Genomic DNA, 21,509 nt, shown 5'->3' with positions numbered 1-21,509 from the left:
TCGTTCCGGGCGGCCCAGCATAGGCGCGCCGGTGAGACGGTCAAGGCCGGGAATTTACGCGCTTGTTTCCGCGTCCCCGCTGGACGACTTTCGCTTGCCGCTGCGGCGTTCCTTGTCGGCCAGACGCGCGGCCTCTGCCTCGGCGGCCTTGCGCTCTTCCTCGTCGGCCGCCGCTCGACGCCAGGCCGTCATCTCTTGTGGGGTTTCCAGCGTGATGCAACCGAGGGCCCCGCCGCGGAAGTCCATCAGCAACGCTTCGGCGGCTTTGTGCATCAGCACGCCGCCGCCGCGCACCTTGGCGCCGCGTTTGGTGCCGATGGCCTCCAGCACGGCGTCGTCGGCGCCAAGCTCGGTGAGGCCGTAGCGCTGCTGCAGGCGCTCGGGGTAGTGGCGCTTGAGCACGGCAATCAGCTCCAGCGCCACCTCCTCCTCGTCGAAGGCATTGCGGCCGATGGCGCCGCTGGCGGCCAGGTTGTAGCCGCTCTGCTCGATGGCGATGCGCGGCCACAGCATGCCTGGCGTGTCGAACAGGTAGAAGCCGTTCTCCAGCACGAACTTCTGCTCGATCTTGGTGATGCCGGGCTCGTCGCCCGTCTTGGCGGCGCGCTTGCCGACCAGGGTATTGATCAGCGTGCTCTTGCCAACGTTGGGAATGCCGCAGATCAGCACGCGCAGCGGCTTGTGCATGTCGCCGCGCAGCGGTGCGAGCTCGCGGCAGGCCTTGATGAGGGCGCGCGCCGGCGCCTTGTCGCCGGCATCCAGCGGGATGGCGCGGGTGTGCGGCTGGGCGTTGTAGTAGTCCAGCCAGGCGGCGGTCTGGGCCGGGTCGGCCAGGTCCTGCTTGTTCAGTACCTTCAGCGACGGCCGGCCCGTCGTCAGTGCAGCCAGCAGCGGGTTGCTGCTGGAGCCGGGCAGGCGCGCGTCGAGCAGTTCAATGACCACGTCCAGCCCCGCCTTCACGCGATCCTTGATCGCCTGACGGGTGGAATTCATGTGGCCGGGGAACCAGTTGATGGGCATGCGCAGGGGAGGTGGGAACTTGGGAGGGCGGATTGTCGGTGGCTTACATCCGGTTGCGGCGATCTGCGCCGCATCCCCCAAGATCTGGGGGTAGTCGTTGAGGTGAATATGAGATTCGAAGGCGTACTGAGCGCGTGGAACCAGGATGCCGGCTACGGCACCATCCGGCCCTCTGGCGGGGGAGAGGAAGTCTTCGTCGGCTTGGCCGCGTTCCCGACAGACGGCGAGGGTCCTCGGATGGACGAGCCGCTGAGCTTTGAAATTGTCACGAGCCGTGACGGTCGCAAGCAGGCGGTGAATCTGAAGCGGCTGTCGCAGGCCCATCTCAGCCCGGCGCTGCGCGCATCGGCGGGCGGCACCCGCGTCCGCGCCCGGCAGGCCCAAAAGAAACGGCGCCTGGGCTTGCTGGCCGGGGGCGCCGTGGTCACGGTGATGCTGGTGGCGGGTGGGATGCACTGGTGGCAGCCCGCGGACCGGACCGGCGAATTGCCGGTGATGAAGCGCTGAGGCGCTGCTCTCGGGCGCTGCTCATGCCAGCCGGCCTGCATGCCGGCTGTCCTGAAACCCGCGTCGCACAGTGCGCAGGCACTGTGCTCGGTCGGGTTTCAGTCCTCGTTCTTGAAGACGAGCTTGACTTCGTGAGTGGCCTTTTCGCCGGGCTCGAACTTCCACTCCATCAGCGCCGCCTTCACGGCGCGGTCGAAGACCCGCTTGGGTTCGGCTTCGACGATCTCGACGTCGCTGACCTTGCCGTCGGCTTCGATGGTCATCTTGGCCTTGACCGAGCCGGTGGAGATGCCCTTCTTGGAGGCCTCGGCTGGGAACTCAGGCGGCACCTTCTTGACGACCTTGGGTGCGGCCTGAGCGGCCAGGGCCAGCATCAGGCTGGCGGCCAGGATGGTGGCGGAACGCAGGAATGACATGGCGAGCCTCGGAAAGTAATTGATGGGGTCAGGCGGCGCGGAAGAAGCCGACCGCCTCGATCAGCCGCGTCGAGCTGTCGCGCAGGGCGTCCGCCGAGCGGCTGAGATCGCCGACCAGGCTGGTGTTTTGCTGCGTGGCCTTGTCGAGCTCGTTCATCGCGCCGTTGACGACGCCGACGCCCGTGGCCTGCTCCTGGGCCGAGTGCGAGATTTCCTCGATCAGCTGACCCATGTTGTTGACTTCGTCGACGACGCTGCGGATGGTGACGCCGGCGTTGTTGACCAGCGTGGTGCCGTTCTCGACCTTGACGGTCGATTCCTGGATCAGCACCTTGATTTCCTTGGCGGCACCCGCCGAGCGCTGAGCCAGCGCACGCACTTCGGCGGCCACCACGGCGAAGCCGCGGCCATGTTCGCCGGCCCGGGCGGCCTCCACGGCCGCGTTCAACGCCAGGATGTTGGTCTGGAAGGCGATGCCGTCGATGACGCCGATGATGTCGCCGATCTTCTTGGAGCTGGCGCTGATCTCTTCCATGGTCTCGACGACCTTGGAGACGACGGCGCCACCATTGCTGGCGGCCTGGCGGGCCGTCACGGCGATGCCAGCCGCGCGGCGGGTCAGGTCGCTGGCGCCCTTGAGCGTGGAGGCGATCTCTTCCACCGAAGCGGCGGTGTTCTGCAGGCTGGCGGCGGAACGCGTGGTGCGCTCGGCCAGATTGGAATTGCTGTCGGCAATGGAGCCGGAGTTCTGGGCCACCTCGCTGGCGGCGGTCGACACATCACGCACAACGCCCGAGAGAGCCTGCTGCATGTCCTTCATGGCCTGCAGCATCTGGCTGAGTTCGTCGCGGCCTTCGACCTGGATGTCCTGCGTCAGATCACCGGCGGCAATGGCCTCGGCGGCCAGCTGGGCCTTGCGGGCCGGGGCGACGATGGAACGGGTGATGACGAGGCCGCCACCGATGCCGATGACCACGGCCACGACCAGCAGGACGATGGTCACCCAGACGGAGAAGCGGGCCAGTTCGACACCGGACGTGGCCAGTGCCTTGCCGCTTTCAAACTGGATGTCGACCAGCTTCTTCAGGCCTTCCTGCAGGGCCGCCTGGGCGGGGCGCAGGTCGGTTATCAGGCTTTCACGAGCCTCGTCGGGCGTGCCGTCGGTCTGGATCTTCTGGAATTTTTCGAGTGCAGCCAGGAACTTGGCCTTGTGACCCCGCACCTCGGCGATGGCAGCCTTTTCTCCGTCACCCGAGACAGCGTCTTCCAGGCTCTTGAGCTGCTTTTCGCCTTCTTCAAGCGCGTCGGCGACGGCCTTCTTCTGCTTCTTGATGGCGCCAGCGGTATCCAGCAGCAGCAGGTCGCGCACGGCGCGCGAAATGATGTTGACCTGGCTTTCCAGACCGTTGGCTGCGCCAATCTTGAAGAGGCTGGAGTTGGCGGTGCGGTCCAGATCCTTGGCTAAGCCGTTCGCATTCTTCGCGCCGTAAATGCCGATCCCGACCAGCAACAGAATGAGCAGGCCAAAGCTCAAGGCCAACCGATGGCCAATGCGCAATTGCGTCAGGAAGTTCATCTGTTCAGGTCCTTGTCCGGTGATCGGGTATCGGCGGCGGGCTGCCGCGCTTGAATTCAACGACGACTGTAGGGCTCTCGGCCCTGTTTTTGACGGCCCTACCCGGGAGCCGCGCGCAGTGTGTCGCGACCTGTGACCATTTGCTACCTGCCTGCGGCAGGCTTGCGTGAAGTCGTTCACGTCGGCCCCCCGCGCCCAGGGGCTTGTGGGTTCAACGGGCCGCCACGGCGCGCAGCCTCAGCACCTCGACGGCATCGACTTCACCTGCAGCGTGGCCGAAGGATGCCCGCAGATGGCTGGTCAGCGCGGCCAGGTCTTCGGCGCCCAGCACGCCCGCGAAGGGCGGCATGCCGTAGGGGCGCGGGTTGCCGGGCGTCGCCGGTGCGAAGCCGCCGCGCTCGATGAGGCGGATCAGGTTGGCCGCACTGGCCTGGGTGACCAGGCGGCTGCCGGCCAGCGCAGGGTAGGCGGGGGCACCGCTCGCGTCGCGCCGCCCCTGGCCCTGCTCGCCGTGGCAGGCTGCGCAGTGATCGCGGTAGAGGCCGGCGCCGCGCTTGCGGCGGCGCGCATCCGGCTCGGCCGGCTCGGAGCGGGAAACGGCCTGCTCGGGCAAGGCACGCAGATAACTGCTCATTGCGGCGAGGTCGGCATCGTCCAGCGCCGCAGTGCTGCCGATGACGACCTCGGCCATGGGGCCGAGCGCCACATGACCTTGCGCCTTGCCGTCGCGCAGCCAGCGTTGCAGCACCTCAGTCGGCCAACGCTGCACACCGGCCTCGGCCGGGTCATGCAGCGAAGGGGCCACCCAGCCCAGGCCGGCCAGCAGGCCACCGCGGAAATCCGCTGCACCACGGTCGCCACCCAGGGCATCGCGGCCGGCGTGGCAGGCGCTGCAATGGGCCAGGCCCTGGCTGAGATAGGCGCCACGGTTCCAGGCCGCGTCCCGGGCCGGGTCGGGTTGGTAGACCCCGGGCCTGAAGTACAAGGTCCGCCAGACGGCGACGGCCAGCTGGCTCCCGTAAGGCCAGCGCAGCTCATGCTCGCGCCGTGGCGCGGTCGCGGGCGGCTGGGCCTGCATCCAGGCATACAGGGCGTCGGCGTCCTCGCGGTTGACGAGGGTGGTGTTGGTGATTGGGTGAGCCGGCACCAGCAGTCGGCCGTCGCGGCTGCGGCCGAAATGCAGCGCCTGCCAGAAGTCGTTGCTGGTCCAGCCACCCAGGCCGGTGGCGGCGGGCGTCAGATTGGAGGAGAAGGCGGTGCCAAAAGGCGTCGGGATCGCCCGGCCTCCGGCCAGGCGTTCACCACCGCGGGCCGTGTGGCAGCCGGCGCAATTGCCCACGGCGGCGAGGTAGGCGCCGCGTTCCAGGCTGACGGGTGCGGCGGAGGGCGGCGTTGCGTCGCCCAGGGCGCGTTGCCAGGCCAGCAACCCGAAAGCGGTGGCAATGGCCAGCAGGGCCAGCAACGCGAGGCCGATCAAGAGGCGCTTCATGGCGGCAGGCCGCCGCAGCGCAACGGCGGCGGGGCAGCCAGGGTGGGCGCGGGATGCGGGTCGGCCGGCAGGGCCCGGCCGGCGAGGAATTGGGTGATCGCGTTGATCTCAGGCTCGGTCAGGGTCTTGGCGATATGCGCCATGCAATCCGGCGCCTGGGCGCGGCGCTGTCCGCTGCGCCAGGCGCCGAGCTGGCCGTTCAGATAGTCGCGTGACAGACCGAGCAGGCCCGGTATGGCGGGCTGAGTCCCTGTCAGGCGCTCGCCATGGCAGGCGGTGCAGGCCGGCAGGCGGCGGGCGGCGTCGCCGCGGTTGACCAGCGCCTCGGCGCGGGCCAGCTCGGTAGCCGGAAGGCCAGACTTCTGCGGCGGCGCATAAGGCAGGTCCAGCGATGCGAAATGACCGGCCAGCTCCTCCAAATAGGCGTCGGACAGCGGCGCGATGAGTTCGCTCATCAAACCGTAGTCGCGCCGGCCGTCGCGGAAGTTCAGCAACTGGTTGTAGAGATAGCCGGCCGGCTTGCCGGCCAGACGCGGGTAGTAGCCGTCGGGTGCGGCGCGCCCCTCCTTGCCATGGCAGCCGGTGCAGGCCAACGCTCGCTGCGCGAGCGTGTCAGGGACGGGCTGGGCCTGGGCCGCGAGCGCGGCCAGGGTCAGCAGCCAGGCGGCCTTCACCCCCGCGCTCCGAAAATGGCGCTGCCGACGCGCACCATCGTCGAGCCGGCCGCGATGGCGTCCTCAAGGTCTGCGCTCATGCCCAGCGACAGCGTGTCCAGGGCCAGGCCGGCCTGCTTCAACGTCTCGAACAGCGCGGCCATGGCCCGATGCTGCGCCAGCGCTTCGGGGCCGGGTTCGGGCACCGCCATCAGGCCACGCAGCTGCAGCCGGGGCAAGGTTGCGACCTCGCGAGCCAGCGCCGCCACGTCATCGGGCAGCAGGCCGCTCTTGCTCGCCTCGCCGCTGATGTTGACTTGCAGGCAGACATTGAGCGGCGCCAGGTCGGCCGGCCGTTGCTCGGACAACCGCTGGGCGATCTTGAGCCGGTCCACGCTGTGCACCCAATCGAACTGTTCGGCCACGGGCTTGGTCTTGTTGGACTGCAGCGGGCCGATCAGATGCCATTCGATCTGGCCGCGCAGATCGCTCAGCTCGCCGACCTTGGCCAGGCCTTCCTGCACATAGTTCTCCCCGAAGGCGCGGGCGCCGGCCTCAAAGGCCTCGCGCACGGCGTAGGCCGGGAAGGTCTTGCTGACGACGAGCAGACGGACCGCCTGGGGTGGACGGCCGGCCGAGGCACATGCCGCAGCGATGCGATTTTTGGTGGCTTGGAGGGAGTCGGAGATCGCCATAATGGTCCGAGCACTCCACAGATCATCATGGACATCACTCAGCTGCTGGCATTTTCGGTCAAGAACAAGGCGTCGGACCTGCACCTTTCGGCCGGCCTGCCGCCGATGATCCGGGTGCATGGCGACGTGCGCCGCATCAACGTCGAGGCCCTGGACCACCGCGCGGTCCACGACATGGTCTACGACATCATGAACGACTCCCAGCGCAAGATGTACGAGGAGACGCTGGAAGTCGACTTTTCCTTCGAGATCCAGGGCCTGGCGCGTTTTCGCGTCAACGCCTTCAACCAGAACCGTGGCGCGGGCGCCGTATTCCGGACCATTCCAAGCAAGATCCTCAGCCTGGAGCAGCTCAACGCGCCCAAGGTCTTCGCCGAACTGGCGCTCAAGCCGCGCGGCATGGTGCTGGTGACCGGCCCGACCGGCTCGGGCAAGAGCACGACGCTGGCCGCCATGGTCAACCACCTCAACGAGAACGAGTACGGCCACATCCTCACCATCGAGGACCCGATCGAGTTCGTGCACGAATCCAAGAAGAGCCTGATCAACCAGCGCGAGGTCGGCCCGCACACGCACTCGTTCGCGAACGCGCTGCGCTCGGCGCTGCGCGAAGACCCGGACTGCGTGCTGGTGGGCGAAATGCGCGACCTGGAAACCATCCGGTTGGCGCTGACCGCCGCGGAAACGGGCCACCTGGTGTTCGGCACGCTGCACACCTCGTCGGCCGCCAAGACGGTGGACCGCATCGTCGACGTCTTCCCCGCGGCCGAGAAGGAGATGGTGCGGGCGATGGTGTCCGAATCGCTGGTGGCCGTCATCTCGCAGAGCCTGTGCAAGCTGAAGGACGGCACCGGCCGCGTCGCGTCGCACGAGATCATGCTGGGCACCTCGGCCATCCGCAACCTGATCCGCGAGAACAAGGTGGCGCAGATGTACTCGTCCATCCAGACGGGCAACTCGCAGGGCATGCAGACGCTGGACCAGAACCTGACCGACCTCGTCCGCCGCAACATCATTTCGCCCGCCGAAGCTCGCTCGAAAGCGAAGTTTCCGGAAAATTTCCCGGGCTAGTCCCGGGGAATTTGACGTCACTCATGTGGCTCGCCACGTGAGTGACGGCAAAACGCCGCACACATAGAAAGCCATTCATGGAACGCGATCAGGCCTCCAAGTTCATCAACGATCTGCTGCGGCTGATGCTGTCGCGCAAGGGCTCCGACCTCTTCCTGACGGCAGAGTTCCCGCCGGCCATCAAGGTGGACGGCAAGCTGACCAAGGTCTCGCCTCAGCCCTTGACCGGCCAGCACACGCTGCAGCTGGCGCGGGCCATCATGAACGACAAGCAGGCGGCCGAGTTCGAGCGCACCAAGGAGTGCAACTTCGCGATCTCGCCGCATGGCGTCGGGCGCTTTCGCGTGAACGCCTTCCTGCAGCAGGGCCAGGTCGGCCTGGTGCTGCGGACGATTCCGTCGACGCTGCCCACCATCCAGTCGCTGGACCTGCCGGTCATCCTGCGCGAGGTGGTGCAGCACAAGCGCGGCCTGGTCATCGTCGTCGGCGCCACCGGCTCGGGCAAGAGCACGTCGCTGGCCGCGATGATCGACGAGCGCAACGAGACGACCTACGGCCACATCGTCACCATCGAGGACCCGATCGAGTTCGTGCATCCGCACAAGAACTGCATCGTTTCGCAGCGCGAGCTGGGCCTGGACACCGACAGCTGGGAGGCCGCGCTGAAGAACTCGCTGCGCCAGGCGCCCGACGTCATCCTGATGGGCGAGCTGCGTGACCGCGAGACCATGGAGCACGCGGTGGCCTTTGCCGAGACCGGCCACCTGTGCATGGCGACGCTGCACGCCAACAGCGCCAACCAGGCGCTGGACCGCATCATCAACTTCTTCCCCGAGGACCGCCGCCAGCAGCTGCTGATGGACCTGTCGCTGAACCTGCGCGCGCTGATCAGCCAGCGCCTGCTGCCGCGCCGCGAAGGCAAGGGCCGTGTCGCCGCGGTCGAGATACTGCTGAATTCGCCGCTGATCTCAGACCTGATCTTCAAGGGCGAGATCACCGAGATCAAGGAGCTGATGAAGCGCTCCCGCGAGCAGGGTATGCAGACCTTCGACCAGTCCCTCTTCGACCTCTACGAGGCCGGCAAGGTCACCTACGAAGACGCACTGCGCAATGCTGATTCGGTCAACGACCTGCGCCTGCAGATCAAGCTCAACAGCGAACGCGCTCGCAGCGGCGACCTGTCCAGCGGCACCGAACATCTGACGATTCTTTGACCCATTGCTCATGACCACCCGCAGCTACGACCCCGTCCCCGCCCGCCGCGTCGCCTTCCTGGGCCTGGGCGTCATGGGCCATCCGATGGCCGGCCATCTGGCGCGCGCTGGCCACCAGGTCACCGTCTACAACCGCACCCAGTCCAAGGCCGAGGCCTGGGTCAAGGAATACGGAGGTGCCTTTGCCTCCACGCCAGCTGAGGCCGCCCGGGGCGCGGAGTTCGTGTTCTGCTGTGTTGGCAACGACGATGACCTGCGCTCGGTGGCGCTCGGCGACGAAGGGGCACTCGCCGGCATGACCTCGGGAGCCGTCTTCGTGGACCACACCACAGCCTCGGCGGCCGTGGCTCGCGAGCTGCACGACGAGGCAGCCAAGCGGGGCGTCGCCTTCGTTGATGCGCCGGTATCCGGTGGCCAGGCCGGTGCAGTCAACGGTGCGCTGACCATCATGTGCGGCGGCGATGCGGCCCCTTTTGACATGATGAAACCCATCGCCCTGGCCTTCGCCAAGGCCGTGACCCTGCTCGGCGGCCCGGGCTCGGGGCAGCTTGCCAAGATGGTCAACCAGATCTGCATCGCCGGTGTCGTGCAGGGCCTGTCCGAGGCCGTGCGCTTTGGCCAGAACGCCGGCCTGGACATGGCCCAGGTGCTCGAGGTCATCGGCAAGGGGGCGGCCCAAAGCTGGCAGATGGACAACCGCGGCAAGACCATGGTCGAAGGCAAGTTCGACTTCGGCTTCGCGGTCGACTGGATGCGCAAGGATTTGGGCCTCGTGCTCGACGAGGCGCGCCGCAATGGCTCACGCCTGCCGGTGACGGCGCTGGTGGACCAGTTCTATGCGGACGTGCAGGCGCTGGGCGGGAATCGCTGGGACACGTCCAGCTTGATCAAGCGTCTCTGACCCAACAAAGCCACAGAGTCACAGAGGCACGGAAAAAGCCGCAGCGAATTCCTCTGCGTCTCCGTGCCTCTGTGGCTGTGCTCGGAGCTACTGCTTTTTCGGTGTGAGGCGAGCGAGTTCGTCTTCGCTGATGATCTCGAACGCCCGGATCACTTTCTTGACGCCGCCGACCTGGCGCGCGATCTCGGTGGCGCGATTGGCCTCGCGTTCGGTCACGCGGCCCATCAGGAAGACCTGGCCGCGCTCGACGACAACGTAGAAGGCATTGCTCAGCAGGTCGCGCGCGTCGATGAACGAGGCCTTGACCTTGCCCTGGATGACGACGTCGTTGGAGCGACCGCTCAGTGCGCTGTGCATCGTGACCGCAGTCTCGTTCAGCACCTTGGTGACGTTCTCGACGCCGGCGACGATGCGCTCCACCTGAGCTTGGTCGGCTTCGTTGCGGGCCTCGCCGGTGATCAGCGCGACGCGGTTGTAGCTGTTGACGTTGATGTGCACCTTGTCGCCCAGCTGCTCGCGGATGCGGGCGCCGGCCTTGATCTCGATGGTCTCGTCCTCGAGCTGGGTGGCCGAGGTGCGGCGGTCGGTGGCGACACTGACGCCACCCACCATCGCGCCGCCGATCAGCAGTGGCGCGCACCCGGTGGCAAGCGTGCTGGCGAGGATGGCGGCGGTCAGGGTGAGGCTGAGTTTTTTCATCGGGGTTCCGTCAAGGAGGTTATTCGTCGCTGCCGAGCAGTTGCAGGTCGACAGCGTCGACCAGCGCATGCAGCAGCACGCGCTGGGCTTCCACAACGCGTGGCTCGCGGCCGTGGCTGACGCGGATCTGGATATCGGTGTCCTGCAGCAGGCCGCGCCATTCGTCGGCGGCGCCCGGTGGCTGGGCGGTCAACGCGATGATGCTCATCTCCTGCGCATGGGCCACGGCCACGGCTGACTGCCAGGCGTCGCGCTGCTCGCGCAGGGGCTCGATCATGACGAGGACGTCACCCGGGTGGCCATGGGCCTGCAGCAGGCGCGCCAGGTCCACGCCCGCGGCGTCACGGGCCTGGGCGGACAGGCTCCAGGCGGCCAGGCCAGGCCTCTCCTGCTCGAAGCGGCCAGCCAGGCGGGCGGCCAGGTAGTCGGCGTCCATGCTGGCCAGGCCCTGGCCGGCACACAGGATGCGGCTGCCGCCAGTGACGGCGTCCACCACCATCTGCGCGGCCATCGCCAGGGGCCGCGCCAGTTGCTCGGCGGCTTGGTAGAGCAGGTCGGCGCTCTCGAAGAATTGCTGCTGGATGCGTTGCTCGATCATTGGGGCGGGATCATAGTCAGCGCGGCAGCGGCGTCGGTATCAACCCGCATCGAAGGCGGCCTGCAGCCAGGTGAGTTCAGCGCCATCGATGGCAACGACGTCGAAACGGCAGGGCGGTGGGCTGGCGTGGCGCAGCAGATAGTGCTGGGCCGCGTAGATCAGGCGCTGCTGCTTCCTGGCCGTCACGCTGGCGGCCGCGCCGCCATGCGAATCGCTCGCCCTTGCCCGGACCTCGACGAAGACCAGGGTGCCGTCGCGGTCCTGCAGGATCAGGTCAACTTCGCCGGCACGGCGGTTGGGGCCGCCGCCGACTCGATAATTCCGCTCCACCAGGCGCAGGCCGGCGCGCTGCAGATGCGCGAGCGCCGCGTCCTCGCCCGCCAGGCCGATCTCGGCCCGGTCAGGTTTTGAACGAGAGCCCCACTTGAACATTGATGCCTCTGTGCTTCGTCAGGCCGCACAAGCCGCAGCCGGCGGCCAGCAGTATCCGGCCGCCACGCTCTATCTCGTCGCGACGCCGATCGGCAATCTGGCTGATATCTCCTTGCGCGCCATCCATGCCTTAAGCCTGGCCGATGCCCTGGCCTGCGAGGACACGCGCCAGGGAGCTCAGTTGCTGCGCCATCTGGGCCTGCACAAGCCGCTGATCGCGCTGCACCAGCACAACGAGCGCGAGGCCAGCGCCACTGTCCTCGCACGGCTGGCCGCCGGTGAGCGCGTGGCCTATGCCTCCGACGCCGGCACGCCGGCCATCTCGGACCCCGGCGCCGTGCTCGTGCAGGAGGTGGTCGCAGCCGGCTACCGCGTGCTGCCCCTGCCCGGGCCGAGCAGCGCGGTGACGGCCCTTAGCGTGGCTGGCGACACGGCGGCCCGGGGTTTTGCGTTTGCCGGCTTCCTGCCGACCAAGGCCGGCGAACGCCGCACGGCGCTGCAGGCGGTGCTGGCTGTGGAAGGCCAGAGCCAGGTCGTGTTCGAGGCGCCGCACCGTATCGTCGAGGTGATTGCACTGCTGGCCGAACTGGCGCCGACGCGTCGCGTGACGGTCTGCCGCGAGCTGACCAAGCAGTTCGAGAGCATCCACACCGCCGAGGCTGCGACGCTGCCGGCCTGGCTCGCGGCCGACGCCCAGCGCCAGCGTGGCGAGTTCGTCCTCGTGCTGCATGCCTTGGCGCCGCAGGCCGCGGCGGACGATGAACTGCCCACTGAGGCCCTGCGCGTGCTGGCCCTGCTCGTCGCCGAATTGCCGCTCAAGCAGGCCGTCGCCCTGGCCGCGCAGATCAGCGGCGCGCCGCGGAACCGCCTCTACGACGCCGGTCTGGCCCTCAAGCGCGGCGGCGACGAGTGAAGAGGCTGCCGGCCGCCAGGCCCAGGGCCAGCAACAGCGCGGGCGCGGGCTCGGGCACCGCGGCAGCGAGCAGATAGACATTGCCGTCAATGCCGACGGCATAGAGGGCGCCATTGCCTCCTTCGCCGAAGCTGGTCAGCGTCGAGCCGCCGAAGGGCGAGGCCAGTGGCGTGGCGGTACCGCCGTTCAGGGTCCAGATGCGGCCGGAGATGTAGTCGCCGAACACGTATTTGCCTTCGAGGCTGGCATCCGCGCCGCCACGGTAGACATAGCCGCCAATGACGGTGGCATCGCCGTTGGCGCGGCCGTAGTCGTAGATAGGCTCGGTCAGGTTGGGCGGCGTGGGGTCGCTGATCCCGGGCGTAGCGATCGTGCCCTCGCGCACACGCCAGCCGTAGTTGGCGCCGCGGCCGAGGCCCGAGGCAGCGGAAGCGAAATCCACTTCTTCCCGCGCGCCCTGGCCCACGTCGCCAATCCACAGGTCGCCCGTCTGGCGGTCGAAGCTGTTGCGATAGGGGTTGCGCAGGCCATAGGCCCAGATCTCGTCATTGCCTGCCACGCCGACAAAGGGATTGTCCGTTGGCACCGTGTAGCCGCCCGCGGGGTTTGGCGTGATGCGCAGCAGCTTGCCCAGGTTGCTGTTGAGGTTCTGGGCGTTGTTGTCGGGGTCGTTGCCACTGCCGCCGTCACCGGTGGCAATGTAGAGGTTGCCCGGGTCCGCGGCATTGAAGCCGATCCAGCCGGCCTTGTGGTTGCTGCGCCCCGCCGGCTGGGCCACCGTGATGACCGTCTTGGCGCTGGCCAGGTCCACGGCACCTGCGCCGTTGACGGTATAGCTCGCGACGACGGTGCTCAGCGTCGTCTTGTCGATGTAGTCGACATAGAAGCGGCCGTTGTTCGTGAAGCCGGGGTCGAAAGCCAGGCCCAGCAGGCCGCGCTCGCCGCCGGTGTCGACCTGCCCCGACAGGTTGAGCCAGGTCGAAACAGTGCCGCCGCTGTCCTGCACCTTGATGCGCCCGGTCTTCTCAACGATGAAGAGCCGCGAATCGCCGCTGGGGGCGGTCAGGAAGACGGGCTGCTCATAGCCCGAGCCGACCAGGGTGGCGGCGAAAGCGGGGCCGACAGCAGCGGCCAGGGCCAGCGTGGCGAGCGGGAAAAGCTTCATGCGGCGCTCCAAATCCGTGAAGGACGGATACGCCGCATGCTGTGCGGGGCCTCGCCTCGCCGGCCATCCCTAGCAGGCCACCGCCAGGGATGGATTTGTTAGCAGGCGTAATGCATGGGTCATCTGGCTCGACACGCGGCTGCGTTGGTCACTGCTCCCGGGCGTTGTGCTTCTTGCGGTGGATGTCGCGGCTGGCGCCGTCTTGCATGGCGGTCAGGTGGCGGCGCTCTTTGGCGGTGACGGTGCCGTCGGCCTTGGCCTTCGCCTCGGCGTGGTCGACGCGAGCCTGTTCCTTCTCCAGGCGCTGGGTCTCGTGGGCCGTCAGGCTGCCGCTGGCGGCGCCTTGCGCGATCCGGGCCTGCTGGTTGGCCTCGCGCTGGTCGATGCGAGGCGTGTTGGTGCCGGGCGTCTGGGCGAAGGCGCTGGCACCGGTGAGGGTCAGCAGGGCGATCAGGGCTTTGTGAAAGGTCTTCATCGGGGACTCCTTGGGGACGTCGGGTTGCAAGGTCTGTCCACAACGACGCCTTTTTCCGCGCGGCTGACACCCTGCCGGTAAAGAAGGATGTCCATGTCTTCCAATGCCTGACGCCCGACTTCCTAGAATCAAGCCATGATCGCCGTCGAACCCACCCTGGCCCGCCTGGCCACCGCCCGCTCGCAACTGCTGGAGCCCTTCGGCCTCACCGAGGCCTCGCTCTCGCAGGCGTTGCGCCTCATCACCGAGCATCGCGTCGACGACGCCGACCTCTACTTCCAGACCACGCGCGCCGAGGGCTGGAGCCTGGAGGAGGGCATCGTCAAGAGCGGGTCCTTCAGCATCGACCAGGGCGTCGGCGTGCGCGCCGTGGCCGGCGAGAAGACGGCATTCGCCTACTCGGACGACATCTCGCTCGATTCGCTGCTGGACGCCGCGCGCACCGTGCGCACCATCGCCGCGGCTGGGCAGAGCAAGAAGGTCAAGGTGCCGGGCCAGAGCCGCGTGGCCGGCAGCCGCGAGCTGTACGGCGTGTCCGACCCCATTGCCAGCCTCGACAGTGCCGCCAAGGTCGCGCTGCTGGAGCGCGCCGAGAAGATGGCCCGCGCCAAGGACCCGCGCGTCGCGCAGGTCATGGCCGGCCTGGCCGCTGAGCACGAGGTGGTGCTGATCGCGCGTGCCGACGGCACGCTGGCAGCGGACGTGCGCCCGCTGGTGCGCCTGTCCATCACCGTCATCGCCGAGAGCAATGGCCGCCGCGAGGTCGGCTCGGGCGGCGGCGGTGGGCGCTTCGGCTTGGCCTATTTCACTGACGAGATGATCGCCAGCTATGTCGAGCAGGCCGTGCACGCGGCGCTGACCAATCTCGAAAGCCGCCCGGCACCGGCCGGCGAGATGGTCGTCGTCGTCGGCCCCGGCTGGCCCGGCGTGCTGCTGCACGAAGCCGTCGGCCACGGCCTGGAGGGCGACTTCAACCGCAAGGGCTCCAGCGCCTTCGCCGGCCGCATCGGCCAGCGCGTCGCGTCCAAGGGCGTCACGGTGCTGGACGACGGCACCATCCCCGACCGCCGCGGCTCGCTCAACGTCGACGATGAGGGCTGTGCCAGCCAGCGCAATGTGCTGATCGAGGACGGCATCTTGAAGGGCTATATCCAGGACGCGATGAATGCGCGGCTGATGAAGGTCGCCCCCACCGGCAACGGCCGCCGCGAGAGCTATGCCCATGTGCCCATGCCGCGCATGACCAACACCTACATGCTGGGCGGCAAGGACGACCCCAAGGAGATCGTCGCGTCGATCAAGAAGGGTCTGTACGCCACCAACTTCGGCGGCGGCCAGGTCGACATCACCAGCGGCAAGTTCGTGTTCTCGGCCAGCGAGGCCTACTGGGTCGAGAACGGCAAGATCCAGTACCCCGTGAAGGGTGCCACCATCATCGGCAACGGCCCGGATGCGCTGACGCGCGTCAGCATGATCGGCAACGACATGGCGCTGGACACCGGTGTGGGCGTCTGCGGCAAGGAGGGGCAGAGCGTGCCGGTGGGGGTCGGGCAGCCGACGCTGCGGATTGAGGGGCTGACGGTGGGCGGCACGGCTTGAAAGCCTGGCTTGGCGCTTCACGAACGACTGCGCCGGCCAGCGTGCTAGATTCCGCTCCCATGTCCCGCGCTGCTTACTTTAGCTTTTGGTTTTTTCCCCGCCCCGGCGGTGGAGAGTCCTGAGCGCGCGCGCTGAACCCAGACTCCCTACAAACCGCCGGGCCCGCAAAGCCCGGCGGTTTTTTGTTTTCTGAAAGGCTGATCCGATGAACGCCAAAGTCTCTTCCGTCGAACCCGAAGCCCAGCGCTGGTACTCCCAGGACGACAAGACCAGTGCCACCGATGACGAGCGCATCGTCGACGTCACGCCGCTGCCGCCGCCGGAACATCTGATCCGTTTCTTTCCCATCCGCGGCACGGCGATGGAGAACCTGATCGGCCAGACCCGCCAGCGCATCCGCAAGATCATGAGCGGCGAGGACGACCGGCTGCTCGTCGTCATCGGCCCCTGCTCCATCCACGACCCGACGGCCGCCATCGAGTACGCCCGCAAGCTCAAGGAGCAGCGCGAGAAGTACGCMGGCACGCTGGAGATCGTSATGCGCGTCTACTTCGAGAAGCCGCGTACGACGGTGGGSTGGAAGGGCCTGATCAACGACCCCTACCTSGACGARASCTACCGCATCGACGAAGGCCTGCGCATCGCCCGCCAGCTGCTGCTGGAGATCAACCGCCTGGGCGTGCCAGCCGGCAGCGAGTTCCTGGACGTCATTTCGCCGCAGTACATCGGCGACCTGATCGCCTGGGGCGCCATCGGTGCGCGCACGACCGAAAGCCAGGTGCACCGCGARCTGGCGTCGGGCCTGTCGGCGCCMATCGGCTTCAAGAACGGCACCGACGGCAACATCMRGATCGCSACCGACGCCATCCAGGCGGCGGCGCGCGGCCACCACTTCCTGTCGGTGCACAAGAACGGCCAGGTCGCCATCGTCGAGACGCGCGGCAACGCCGACTGCCACGTCATCCTGCGCGGCGGCAAGGCGCCCAACTACGACGCTAAGAGTGTCGCCGAGGCCTGCGCTGACCTGGCCAAGTCCAAGCTGCCGCAGCGCCTGATGGTGGACTGTTCGCACGCCAACTCCAGCAAGCAGCACCAGCGCCAGCTGGACGTGGCGCGCGACATTGCCGGCCAGATGCGCGAGGGCGGCAAGAGCATCTTCGGCGTCATGGTGGAAAGCCACCTGCATGACGGCGCCCAGAAGTTCACGCCCGGCAAGGACGACCCGGCCGCACTCGAATACGGCAAGAGCATCACCGATGCCTGCCTGGGCTGGGACGACTCCCTGGCCGTGCTGGACGTGCTGTCCGAGGCGGTTCGCGCGACACGGGCCTGATCGCACTGGCGCTTGAGTGCGGGCCCCCGAATCAAGGGGTAAATCAAGGGGTCGGGGGCGCGGCCCGGCGCGCCCGGGAGTAGCCTGAGCCTTTGGGCATCCTGAGGATCAGCACCATGCGACATCTACTGCTTGCGGCCGCTTTCTCTGCCCTGCTCGCCGCCCCCGCGCAGGCGGTGGTGGTCATTGGGTTCGAAGGCGTGAACGCCACTTATCCCAGCACCAGCTACGCCGACATCCTGAGCTTTTACAGCGGCGGCACCAGCAGCCAGGGCACGACGGGCGCCAATCTGGGCGCGACCTTCGCGAGCAACGCGGTGGCGGTTTGCCTGAATGCGCTGGGCGGAAGCTGCTCGAATGCCTCGCGCGGCGGCCTGTCGGTGACCTCGTCGCAGGGCGGTATGGGCATCGGCAGTGGCACCTCAACGTATTTCGACTTTCCCAGCGGCTTCAGCTTCGCGATCGGCTTCAGCTACGCGGTGGCGCCTGGCTCGGTGGCAACTATTTCTGCCTACAGCGGCCTGGGCGGCAACGGTGCACTGTTGGCGCCGCCGCTGGTGCTGCTGCCGGGCTCGCCAGGTTGCGCGGCCTACAACGCCAGCCGGTGCCCCTTCGGGCCGGGCGGGTATTCCTTCTCGGGCGTGGCGAAGTCGGTGGTGTTTACCGGGCAGCCGGGCAAGGTGGTGTGGGACGACCTGACCCTGGGCGCCAACGACCCGCAGTCTCCCGTGCCGGAGCCCGCAGCCTGGCTGAGCTTGATGCTCGGCCTTGCATCGCTGACTGTCCTGGGGGGCGCCAAGCCCTGCCCCGGCCGCTGGACTGAGCGCGGGTCCTCCAGCAGTCGTCCTCGACCCGGATCGTCGGTCCACTGACACAATCCGGGCCATGCAAGCCCGGATCACCGTCATCTTCGCCACCGGCGCGCCGGTCGACATCCAGCTCGACGGCACCGAGGTGCTGGGCTTCGAGGCCGCCCGCCGCTGGCTGGACGAGAACTTCGTCCGCCTGGAGTGCGAGCCCCTGCGAGGCTCGGGCAAGGTGCTGCTGGCCGACAAGCTGGTGGGCGTCGCGCTGGCCGCAGGGCCGGCTGCGTTTGCCGATGCCGCCTGGGCGCTGGACTACGCCCGCGCGGCGGCTGGTTCGCTGTCCAAGGCGCTGATCAAAGTCGATGTGCCACGGCTTGCAGTTTCCTACTGACGCCCCCACTTGAACTCCTGCCGCGCGGCCCGACCTGAGGCCGCGTTTTGTTTTGATGGACACCTCACCATGACCAAGCAAACCCACGCCTTCCAGGCCGAAGTCAAGCAGATCCTGCACCTCGTCACGCACTCGCTGTACTCCAACAAGGAGATCTTCCTGCGCGAGCTGGTGAGCAACGCCAGCGACGCCTGCGACAAGTTGCGCTTCGAGGCGCTGGACAACGCGGCGCTCTGGGAAGACCAGACCAGCCTGGAGGTGCGCGTCAGCTTTGATGAGGAAGCCAAGACGCTGACCATCAGCGACAACGGCATCGGCATGAGCGCCGACGAGGCTGCCTCGCATCTGGGCACCATCGCCAAGAGCGGCACGCGCGAGTTCATGGCCAAGCTGGAAGGCGACCAGAAGAAGGACGCCCAGCTGATCGGCCAGTTCGGCGTGGGCTTCTACTCCGGCTTCATCGTCGCCGACCGCATCACCGTCGAGACCCGCCGTGCCGGTCTGCCGGTGGACCAGGCCGTGCGCTGGAGCAGCGAAGGCACCGGCGAGTACGAGCTGGAGACCATCACCAAGGCTGGCCGCGGCACCGACGTCATCCTGCACCTGCGCGACGGCGAGGAAGAGTTCCTGAAGACCTGGCGCGTCAAGTCGACCATCAGCAAGTACAGCGACCACATTTCGCTCCCCATCCTGATGAAGAAGGAAGAGTGGGACGCGGACAACGCCAAGCAGGTCGTGCTCGACGAATGGGAGCCGGTCAACAAGGCTTCGGCGCTGTGGTCGCGTTCCAAGAGCGAGGTCACGCAAGAACAGTACGAAGAGTTCTACAAGCAGATCAGCCACGACAGCGACGCGCCGCTGGCCTACACGCACAACCGCGTCGAGGGCCGCAGCGAGTACACCCAGCTGCTCTACATCCCGCAGAAGGCGCCCTTCGACCTGTGGAACCGCGACAAGCGCGGCGGCGTSAAGCTCTACGTSAAGCGCGTCTTCATCATGGACGACGCCSAGGCGCTGATGCCGRYCTACCTGCGCTTCGTCAAGGGCGTGRTSGACTCGKCCGACCTGCCGCTGAACGTCAGCCGTGAGCTGCTGCAGGAAAGTCGCGACGTGAAGGCCATCCGCGAGGGCTCCACCAAGCGCGTGCTGGGCATGCTGGAAAGCCTGGCCAACAGCGAAGAGCAGGCCGACAAGGACAAGTACGCCGCCTTCTGGAAGGACTTCGGCCAGGTGCTGAAGGAAGGCATCGGCGAAGACCACCAGAACCAGGAACGCCTGGCCAAGCTGTTCCGCTTTGCCTCGACGCATGCGGACGCGAACGTCAGCCTGGCCGACTATGTGTCGCGCCTGAAGGACGGCCAGGACGTCATCTACTACATCACCGCCGATTCGCTCGCTGCTGCGAAGCACAGCCCACAGCTAGAGATCTTCCGCAAGAAGGGCATCGAGGTGCTGCTGTTGGTCGACCGCGTCGACGAGTGGATGCTCAGCCACCTCTATGAATTCGAAGGCAAGACGCTGCAGTCCGTCGCCAAGGGCGCCGTGGACCTGGGCAAGCTGCTGGACGAGGACGAGAAGAAGAAGGCCGACGAGACGGCAGAGAGCCTGAAGCCGCTGCTGGACAAGCTGAAAGAAGCGCTGAAGGACCGTGCCAAGGACGTGCGCGTGACAACCCGCCTGGTCGACTCGCCCGCCTGCATCGTCGTGGAAGAGGGCGACATGAGCGGCCATCTGGCGCGCCTGTTGAAGCAGGCCGGCCAGACCGCGCCCGAGAGCAAGCCAACGCTGGAGATCAACGCCGAGCACGCACTGGTGAAGAAGCTGGATGGCAGCGATCACTTCGACGACCTCGCCCAGGTGCTGTTCGACCAGGCCGTGCTGGCCGAAGGCGGTCACCTGGAAGACCCGGCGGCCTATGTGAAGCGCGTCAACGCGCTGCTGACGGGTTGACCGTCGCGGCGCTGCAGTCCAGCGCCAGGCCCGGTCCTTGAGTCCGGGCCGGTCTGGGCGCCGGCGGCCTTGCTGGGGCGCCGAGTCGGCCCTGCTTCTGCGCTCTTTACGTGGCTTTGTGACGGTTTTGCGACAGGTTCCGTGCCCCCGGGCTTTCGCCTCGGCCGGCTCGCGGCTACCCTCCTAGGGTTTCCACCGAGTTTGCGTCGTACATGGTTCCGAGTGAGTTCTGCGCCTCTGTTGCGGCCGTGCCAGCGGCCATGGTGACCCGACGCCTCGTGTTGAGGCCACCGCGGGAAAGCGATCTGGATACCCTGACGGCGCTGCATGCCGACCCAGCGGTGAACCGCTTCTGCGCCGCCGCGACGCCGCACGGCCGCTCGGCCACCGAAACCCAGTTGCAGGCCTGGCTTGCTCACTGGCAGACGCGGGGTTTTGGCCACTGGGCCATCGCCGAGCGCGAACAACCTGAGACGCTGATCGGCTTTGGCGGCCTGATGCACCGCAGCGTTGCCGGCCATGCCGGCCTCTACCTTTACTACCGCATCACGCCCCAGGCCTGGGGCCGCGGCCTGGCATCGGAAATGGCCCAGCATGCGATGAGCCAGGCTTTCGAACAGCACCACGAAAGTACCGTCGTCGCTGCCGTTTTGCCCAGCAATGCGCCAACGCGCAAGACGCTGGAGTGTCTGGGCCTGCGCATGAAAGGTACATTGGCCGATGGCCCGGGCAGCGCTGCTGCGCTGCTCTATGAGCTGGGTGCCGACCGTTGGGCTGCCCTGCCCAAGGTCGAACCTGAAGCCATCGCCTTCGCGGCCTGAGCCTGAAACTCAACCCGCAAACCGCCTCAGGCCGACGAGGTCCAGCACCCGCAGGCCGCCATATTCGATGCGGATCAGGTTGGCGTCGCTCAAGCGGTGCAGCGCCTGGTTCACCCGCTGGCGCGACAACCCCACCAGATAGCCCAGCTCCTGCTGCGTGATGCGCAGCCAGTTGCCCACGCCTGGGTAGAGGGTCGGGTGGAAGAGGGCGGCGAGGTTGCGGGCGACGCGCACGTCGGGGTCGTGGATGCGGTCGGTCTCTCGCGCAGCGATGAACTGGCCCAGGCGTTCGTTCAGCTGGTCCAGCACGAAGCGGTTGAAGGCGATGCTGCCGTCGAGCAGCGCATGGAAGCTCTCGATGGGCAGGCCGGCCACGACGCTGGGCCGCAGGGCCTGGATGTTGTAGCGGTAGACCTCGCGCTTGAGCAGGGTGCCCTCGCCAAACCAGCCGCCCGGAGGGATGCCGGTGAAGGTGACGGCTGCGCCCAGCGAGTCGTCGTTGTTCATCTTCAGCAGGCCGTCGACGACGCCAAACCACAAGGTGGCTGGTCGGCCGATGCGGCACAGCCGCTCGCCGGGCTCGGCATCGCCGACCTCCAGCGTCGTGAGAGCGCGCTCGCGCAACGGGCCGTCGAGCAGCTTCAGCCAGGGGATGGCATCCAGCTCAGCCGGCGCTGGCCGGCGTGTGCGTTGTCTGAGCGGCAGCGGCGTGTTGGCCATGGGGGCGGGAAAGTCTGGGCCGTGAAGACCCCTAAATTGTCGTCGTACGGACAGATGGGCGTCAA

At 67.4% G+C, this 21,509-nt stretch carries 23 protein-coding genes; 11 read left to right on the top strand and 12 right to left on the bottom strand.

Annotated features, from left to right (window positions below):
• Positions 1–54: 54 nt before the first annotated feature.
• Complete coding sequence (ylqF, locus tag ACXJKM_RS08245) at positions 55–1,020, bottom strand: ribosome biogenesis GTPase YlqF (RefSeq protein ID WP_457351548.1); 966 nt, start codon at positions 1,018–1,020, stop codon at positions 55–57.
• Between the two features lie 108 nt (positions 1,021–1,128).
• Here ylqF and ACXJKM_RS08240 point away from each other — a divergent pair, with 108 nt between their 5' ends.
• Complete coding sequence (locus tag ACXJKM_RS08240) at positions 1,129–1,527, top strand: cold-shock protein (RefSeq protein ID WP_457351546.1); 399 nt, start codon at positions 1,129–1,131, stop codon at positions 1,525–1,527.
• 98 nt (positions 1,528–1,625) lie between these two features.
• Here the strand turns inward: ACXJKM_RS08240 and ACXJKM_RS08235 are convergent, their stop codons facing one another.
• From ACXJKM_RS08235 to ACXJKM_RS08215, 5 genes are all read right to left on the bottom strand, one after another.
• On the bottom strand, positions 1,626–1,943 hold the full coding sequence (locus tag ACXJKM_RS08235; protein ID WP_056193025.1) for an energy transducer TonB: 318 nt from the start codon (positions 1,941–1,943) through the stop codon (positions 1,626–1,628).
• A 28-nt stretch (positions 1,944–1,971) separates the two neighbouring features.
• Positions 1,972–3,519, bottom strand: a complete 1,548-nt coding sequence (locus ACXJKM_RS08230; RefSeq protein ID WP_457351544.1) for a methyl-accepting chemotaxis protein — start codon at positions 3,517–3,519, stop codon at positions 1,972–1,974.
• Positions 3,520–3,730: 211 nt separating this feature from the next.
• Entirely contained in the window at positions 3,731–5,008 is a 1,278-nt protein-coding gene (locus ACXJKM_RS08225; RefSeq protein ID WP_457351542.1) for a c-type cytochrome, read from the bottom strand.
• Complete coding sequence (locus ACXJKM_RS08220; RefSeq protein WP_457351540.1) at positions 5,005–5,682, bottom strand: c-type cytochrome; 678 nt, start codon at positions 5,680–5,682, stop codon at positions 5,005–5,007. The genes ACXJKM_RS08225 and ACXJKM_RS08220 overlap by 4 nt, the downstream gene beginning before the upstream one ends.
• Entirely contained in the window at positions 5,679–6,356 is a 678-nt protein-coding gene (locus ACXJKM_RS08215) for a YggS family pyridoxal phosphate-dependent enzyme (RefSeq protein WP_457323996.1), read from the bottom strand. Before ACXJKM_RS08215 ends, ACXJKM_RS08220 begins: the two co-directional genes overlap by 4 nt.
• Positions 6,357–6,383: 27 nt before the next feature.
• Between ACXJKM_RS08215 and ACXJKM_RS08210 the strand changes: the two genes are divergently transcribed.
• From ACXJKM_RS08210 to ACXJKM_RS08200, 3 genes are all read left to right on the top strand, one after another.
• Positions 6,384–7,427, top strand: a complete 1,044-nt coding sequence (locus ACXJKM_RS08210) for a type IV pilus twitching motility protein PilT (protein ID WP_056193010.1) — start codon at positions 6,384–6,386, stop codon at positions 7,425–7,427.
• 77 nt (positions 7,428–7,504) lie between these two features.
• Complete coding sequence (locus ACXJKM_RS08205; protein WP_056193006.1) at positions 7,505–8,641, top strand: PilT/PilU family type 4a pilus ATPase; 1,137 nt, start codon at positions 7,505–7,507, stop codon at positions 8,639–8,641.
• Positions 8,642–8,651: 10 nt separating this feature from the next.
• Positions 8,652–9,542, top strand: coding sequence for an NAD(P)-dependent oxidoreductase (locus ACXJKM_RS08200; protein WP_457351538.1), 891 nt, complete (start codon positions 8,652–8,654; stop codon positions 9,540–9,542).
• 87 nt (positions 9,543–9,629) lie between these two features.
• On the opposite strand, the gene ACXJKM_RS08195 is transcribed toward ACXJKM_RS08200, so the two are convergent.
• From ACXJKM_RS08195 to ACXJKM_RS08185, 3 genes are read right to left on the bottom strand one after another with little or no spacing between them, the layout of a single operon-like run.
• Complete coding sequence (locus ACXJKM_RS08195) at positions 9,630–10,241, bottom strand: BON domain-containing protein (protein ID WP_457323941.1); 612 nt, start codon at positions 10,239–10,241, stop codon at positions 9,630–9,632.
• Positions 10,242–10,260: 19 nt separating this feature from the next.
• Entirely contained in the window at positions 10,261–10,839 is a 579-nt protein-coding gene (locus tag ACXJKM_RS08190) for an SIS domain-containing protein (RefSeq protein WP_056192992.1), read from the bottom strand.
• A gap of 39 nt (positions 10,840–10,878) precedes the next feature.
• Positions 10,879–11,271 carry a YraN family protein gene (locus ACXJKM_RS08185; protein ID WP_056193141.1) on the bottom strand — a complete coding sequence of 131 codons (393 nt, stop codon included), beginning with the start codon at positions 11,269–11,271 and terminating at the stop codon, positions 10,879–10,881.
• On the opposite strand from ACXJKM_RS08185, the gene rsmI reads away from it, so the two are divergent.
• Positions 11,264–12,184: a 16S rRNA (cytidine(1402)-2'-O)-methyltransferase gene (rsmI, locus tag ACXJKM_RS08180; protein WP_056192990.1), complete on the top strand. Its 921-nt coding sequence runs from the start codon at positions 11,264–11,266 to the stop codon at positions 12,182–12,184. The genes ACXJKM_RS08185 and rsmI overlap by 8 nt on opposite strands.
• Here the strand turns inward: rsmI and ACXJKM_RS08175 are convergent.
• Both ACXJKM_RS08175 and ACXJKM_RS08170 read right to left on the bottom strand, forming a co-directional pair.
• On the bottom strand, positions 12,162–13,349 hold the full coding sequence (locus ACXJKM_RS08175) for a PQQ-dependent sugar dehydrogenase (RefSeq protein WP_457351536.1): 1,188 nt from the start codon (positions 13,347–13,349) through the stop codon (positions 12,162–12,164). The two genes, rsmI and ACXJKM_RS08175, sit on opposite strands and share 23 nt — an antisense overlap.
• Before the next feature lie 148 nt (positions 13,350–13,497).
• Complete coding sequence (locus tag ACXJKM_RS08170; protein WP_457351534.1) at positions 13,498–13,824, bottom strand: hypothetical protein; 327 nt, start codon at positions 13,822–13,824, stop codon at positions 13,498–13,500.
• Between the two features lie 135 nt (positions 13,825–13,959).
• Between ACXJKM_RS08170 and tldD the strand changes: the two genes are divergently transcribed.
• From tldD to ACXJKM_RS08140, 6 genes are all read left to right on the top strand, one after another.
• Entirely contained in the window at positions 13,960–15,423 is a 1,464-nt protein-coding gene (tldD, locus tag ACXJKM_RS08165; RefSeq protein WP_457351532.1) for a metalloprotease TldD, read from the top strand.
• A 205-nt stretch (positions 15,424–15,628) separates the two neighbouring features.
• Positions 15,629–16,756 (top strand): 3-deoxy-7-phosphoheptulonate synthase, encoded by a 1,128-nt coding sequence (locus tag ACXJKM_RS08160; RefSeq protein WP_457351530.1) that lies wholly within the window; start codon positions 15,629–15,631, stop codon positions 16,754–16,756.
• A 116-nt stretch (positions 16,757–16,872) separates the two neighbouring features.
• Positions 16,873–17,628: a hypothetical protein gene (locus tag ACXJKM_RS08155; RefSeq protein ID WP_457351528.1), complete on the top strand. Its 756-nt coding sequence runs from the start codon at positions 16,873–16,875 to the stop codon at positions 17,626–17,628.
• Positions 17,629–17,641: 13 nt separating this feature from the next.
• Positions 17,642–17,953: a hypothetical protein gene (locus tag ACXJKM_RS08150; RefSeq protein WP_056192972.1), complete on the top strand. Its 312-nt coding sequence runs from the start codon at positions 17,642–17,644 to the stop codon at positions 17,951–17,953.
• Between the two features lie 69 nt (positions 17,954–18,022).
• Positions 18,023–19,903, top strand: a complete 1,881-nt coding sequence (gene htpG / locus ACXJKM_RS08145; protein ID WP_457351526.1) for a molecular chaperone HtpG — start codon at positions 18,023–18,025, stop codon at positions 19,901–19,903.
• Between the two features lie 260 nt (positions 19,904–20,163).
• On the top strand, positions 20,164–20,724 hold the full coding sequence (locus ACXJKM_RS08140) for a GNAT family N-acetyltransferase (protein ID WP_457351524.1): 561 nt from the start codon (positions 20,164–20,166) through the stop codon (positions 20,722–20,724).
• Positions 20,725–20,733: 9 nt separating this feature from the next.
• Here the strand turns inward: ACXJKM_RS08140 and ACXJKM_RS08135 are convergent, their stop codons facing one another.
• Positions 20,734–21,444 carry a Crp/Fnr family transcriptional regulator gene (locus ACXJKM_RS08135; protein WP_457351522.1) on the bottom strand — a complete coding sequence of 237 codons (711 nt, stop codon included), beginning with the start codon at positions 21,442–21,444 and terminating at the stop codon, positions 20,734–20,736.
• Positions 21,445–21,509 lie beyond the last annotated feature (65 nt).

The sequence above is a fragment of the Roseateles sp. P5_D6 genome, from assembly GCF_054049415.1.
Note: the sequence above shows the minus strand (reverse complement) of the source record. Positions and strands in the feature narration are given on the sequence as shown.

Bases quoted from the DNA above. Each gene is read 5' to 3' on its own strand.
- ACXJKM_RS08150 (WP_056192972.1), top strand. From the start codon at position 17,642: ATGCAAGCCCGGATCACCGTCATCTTCGCCACCGGCGCGCCGGTCGAC.
- ACXJKM_RS08155 (WP_457351528.1), top strand. From the start codon at position 16,873: ATGCGACATCTACTGCTTGCGGCCGCTTTCTCTGCCCTGCTCGCCGCC.
- ACXJKM_RS08240 (WP_457351546.1), top strand. From the start codon at position 1,129: ATGAGATTCGAAGGCGTACTGAGCGCGTGGAACCAGGATGCCGGCTAC.
- ACXJKM_RS08235 (WP_056193025.1), bottom strand. From the start codon at position 1,943: ATGTCATTCCTGCGTTCCGCCACCATCCTGGCCGCCAGCCTGATGCTG.
- ACXJKM_RS08195 (WP_457323941.1), bottom strand. From the start codon at position 10,241: ATGAAAAAACTCAGCCTCACCCTGACCGCCGCCATCCTCGCCAGCACG.
- ACXJKM_RS08175 (WP_457351536.1), bottom strand. From the start codon at position 13,349: ATGAAGCTTTTCCCGCTCGCCACGCTGGCCCTGGCCGCTGCTGTCGGC.
- ACXJKM_RS08225 (WP_457351542.1), bottom strand. From the start codon at position 5,008: ATGAAGCGCCTCTTGATCGGCCTCGCGTTGCTGGCCCTGCTGGCCATT.
- ACXJKM_RS08215 (WP_457323996.1), bottom strand. From the start codon at position 6,356: ATGGCGATCTCCGACTCCCTCCAAGCCACCAAAAATCGCATCGCTGCG.
- ACXJKM_RS08140 (WP_457351524.1), top strand. From the start codon at position 20,164: ATGGTGACCCGACGCCTCGTGTTGAGGCCACCGCGGGAAAGCGATCTG.
- ylqF (WP_457351548.1), bottom strand. From the start codon at position 1,020: ATGCCCATCAACTGGTTCCCCGGCCACATGAATTCCACCCGTCAGGCG.
- ACXJKM_RS08190 (WP_056192992.1), bottom strand. From the start codon at position 10,839: ATGATCGAGCAACGCATCCAGCAGCAATTCTTCGAGAGCGCCGACCTG.
- ACXJKM_RS08185 (WP_056193141.1), bottom strand. From the start codon at position 11,271: ATGTTCAAGTGGGGCTCTCGTTCAAAACCTGACCGGGCCGAGATCGGC.
- ACXJKM_RS08170 (WP_457351534.1), bottom strand. From the start codon at position 13,824: ATGAAGACCTTTCACAAAGCCCTGATCGCCCTGCTGACCCTCACCGGT.
- tldD (WP_457351532.1), top strand. From the start codon at position 13,960: ATGATCGCCGTCGAACCCACCCTGGCCCGCCTGGCCACCGCCCGCTCG.
- ACXJKM_RS08210 (WP_056193010.1), top strand. From the start codon at position 6,384: ATGGACATCACTCAGCTGCTGGCATTTTCGGTCAAGAACAAGGCGTCG.
- ACXJKM_RS08135 (WP_457351522.1), bottom strand. From the start codon at position 21,444: ATGGCCAACACGCCGCTGCCGCTCAGACAACGCACACGCCGGCCAGCG.
- ACXJKM_RS08200 (WP_457351538.1), top strand. From the start codon at position 8,652: ATGACCACCCGCAGCTACGACCCCGTCCCCGCCCGCCGCGTCGCCTTC.
- ACXJKM_RS08230 (WP_457351544.1), bottom strand. From the start codon at position 3,519: ATGAACTTCCTGACGCAATTGCGCATTGGCCATCGGTTGGCCTTGAGC.
- ACXJKM_RS08205 (WP_056193006.1), top strand. From the start codon at position 7,505: ATGGAACGCGATCAGGCCTCCAAGTTCATCAACGATCTGCTGCGGCTG.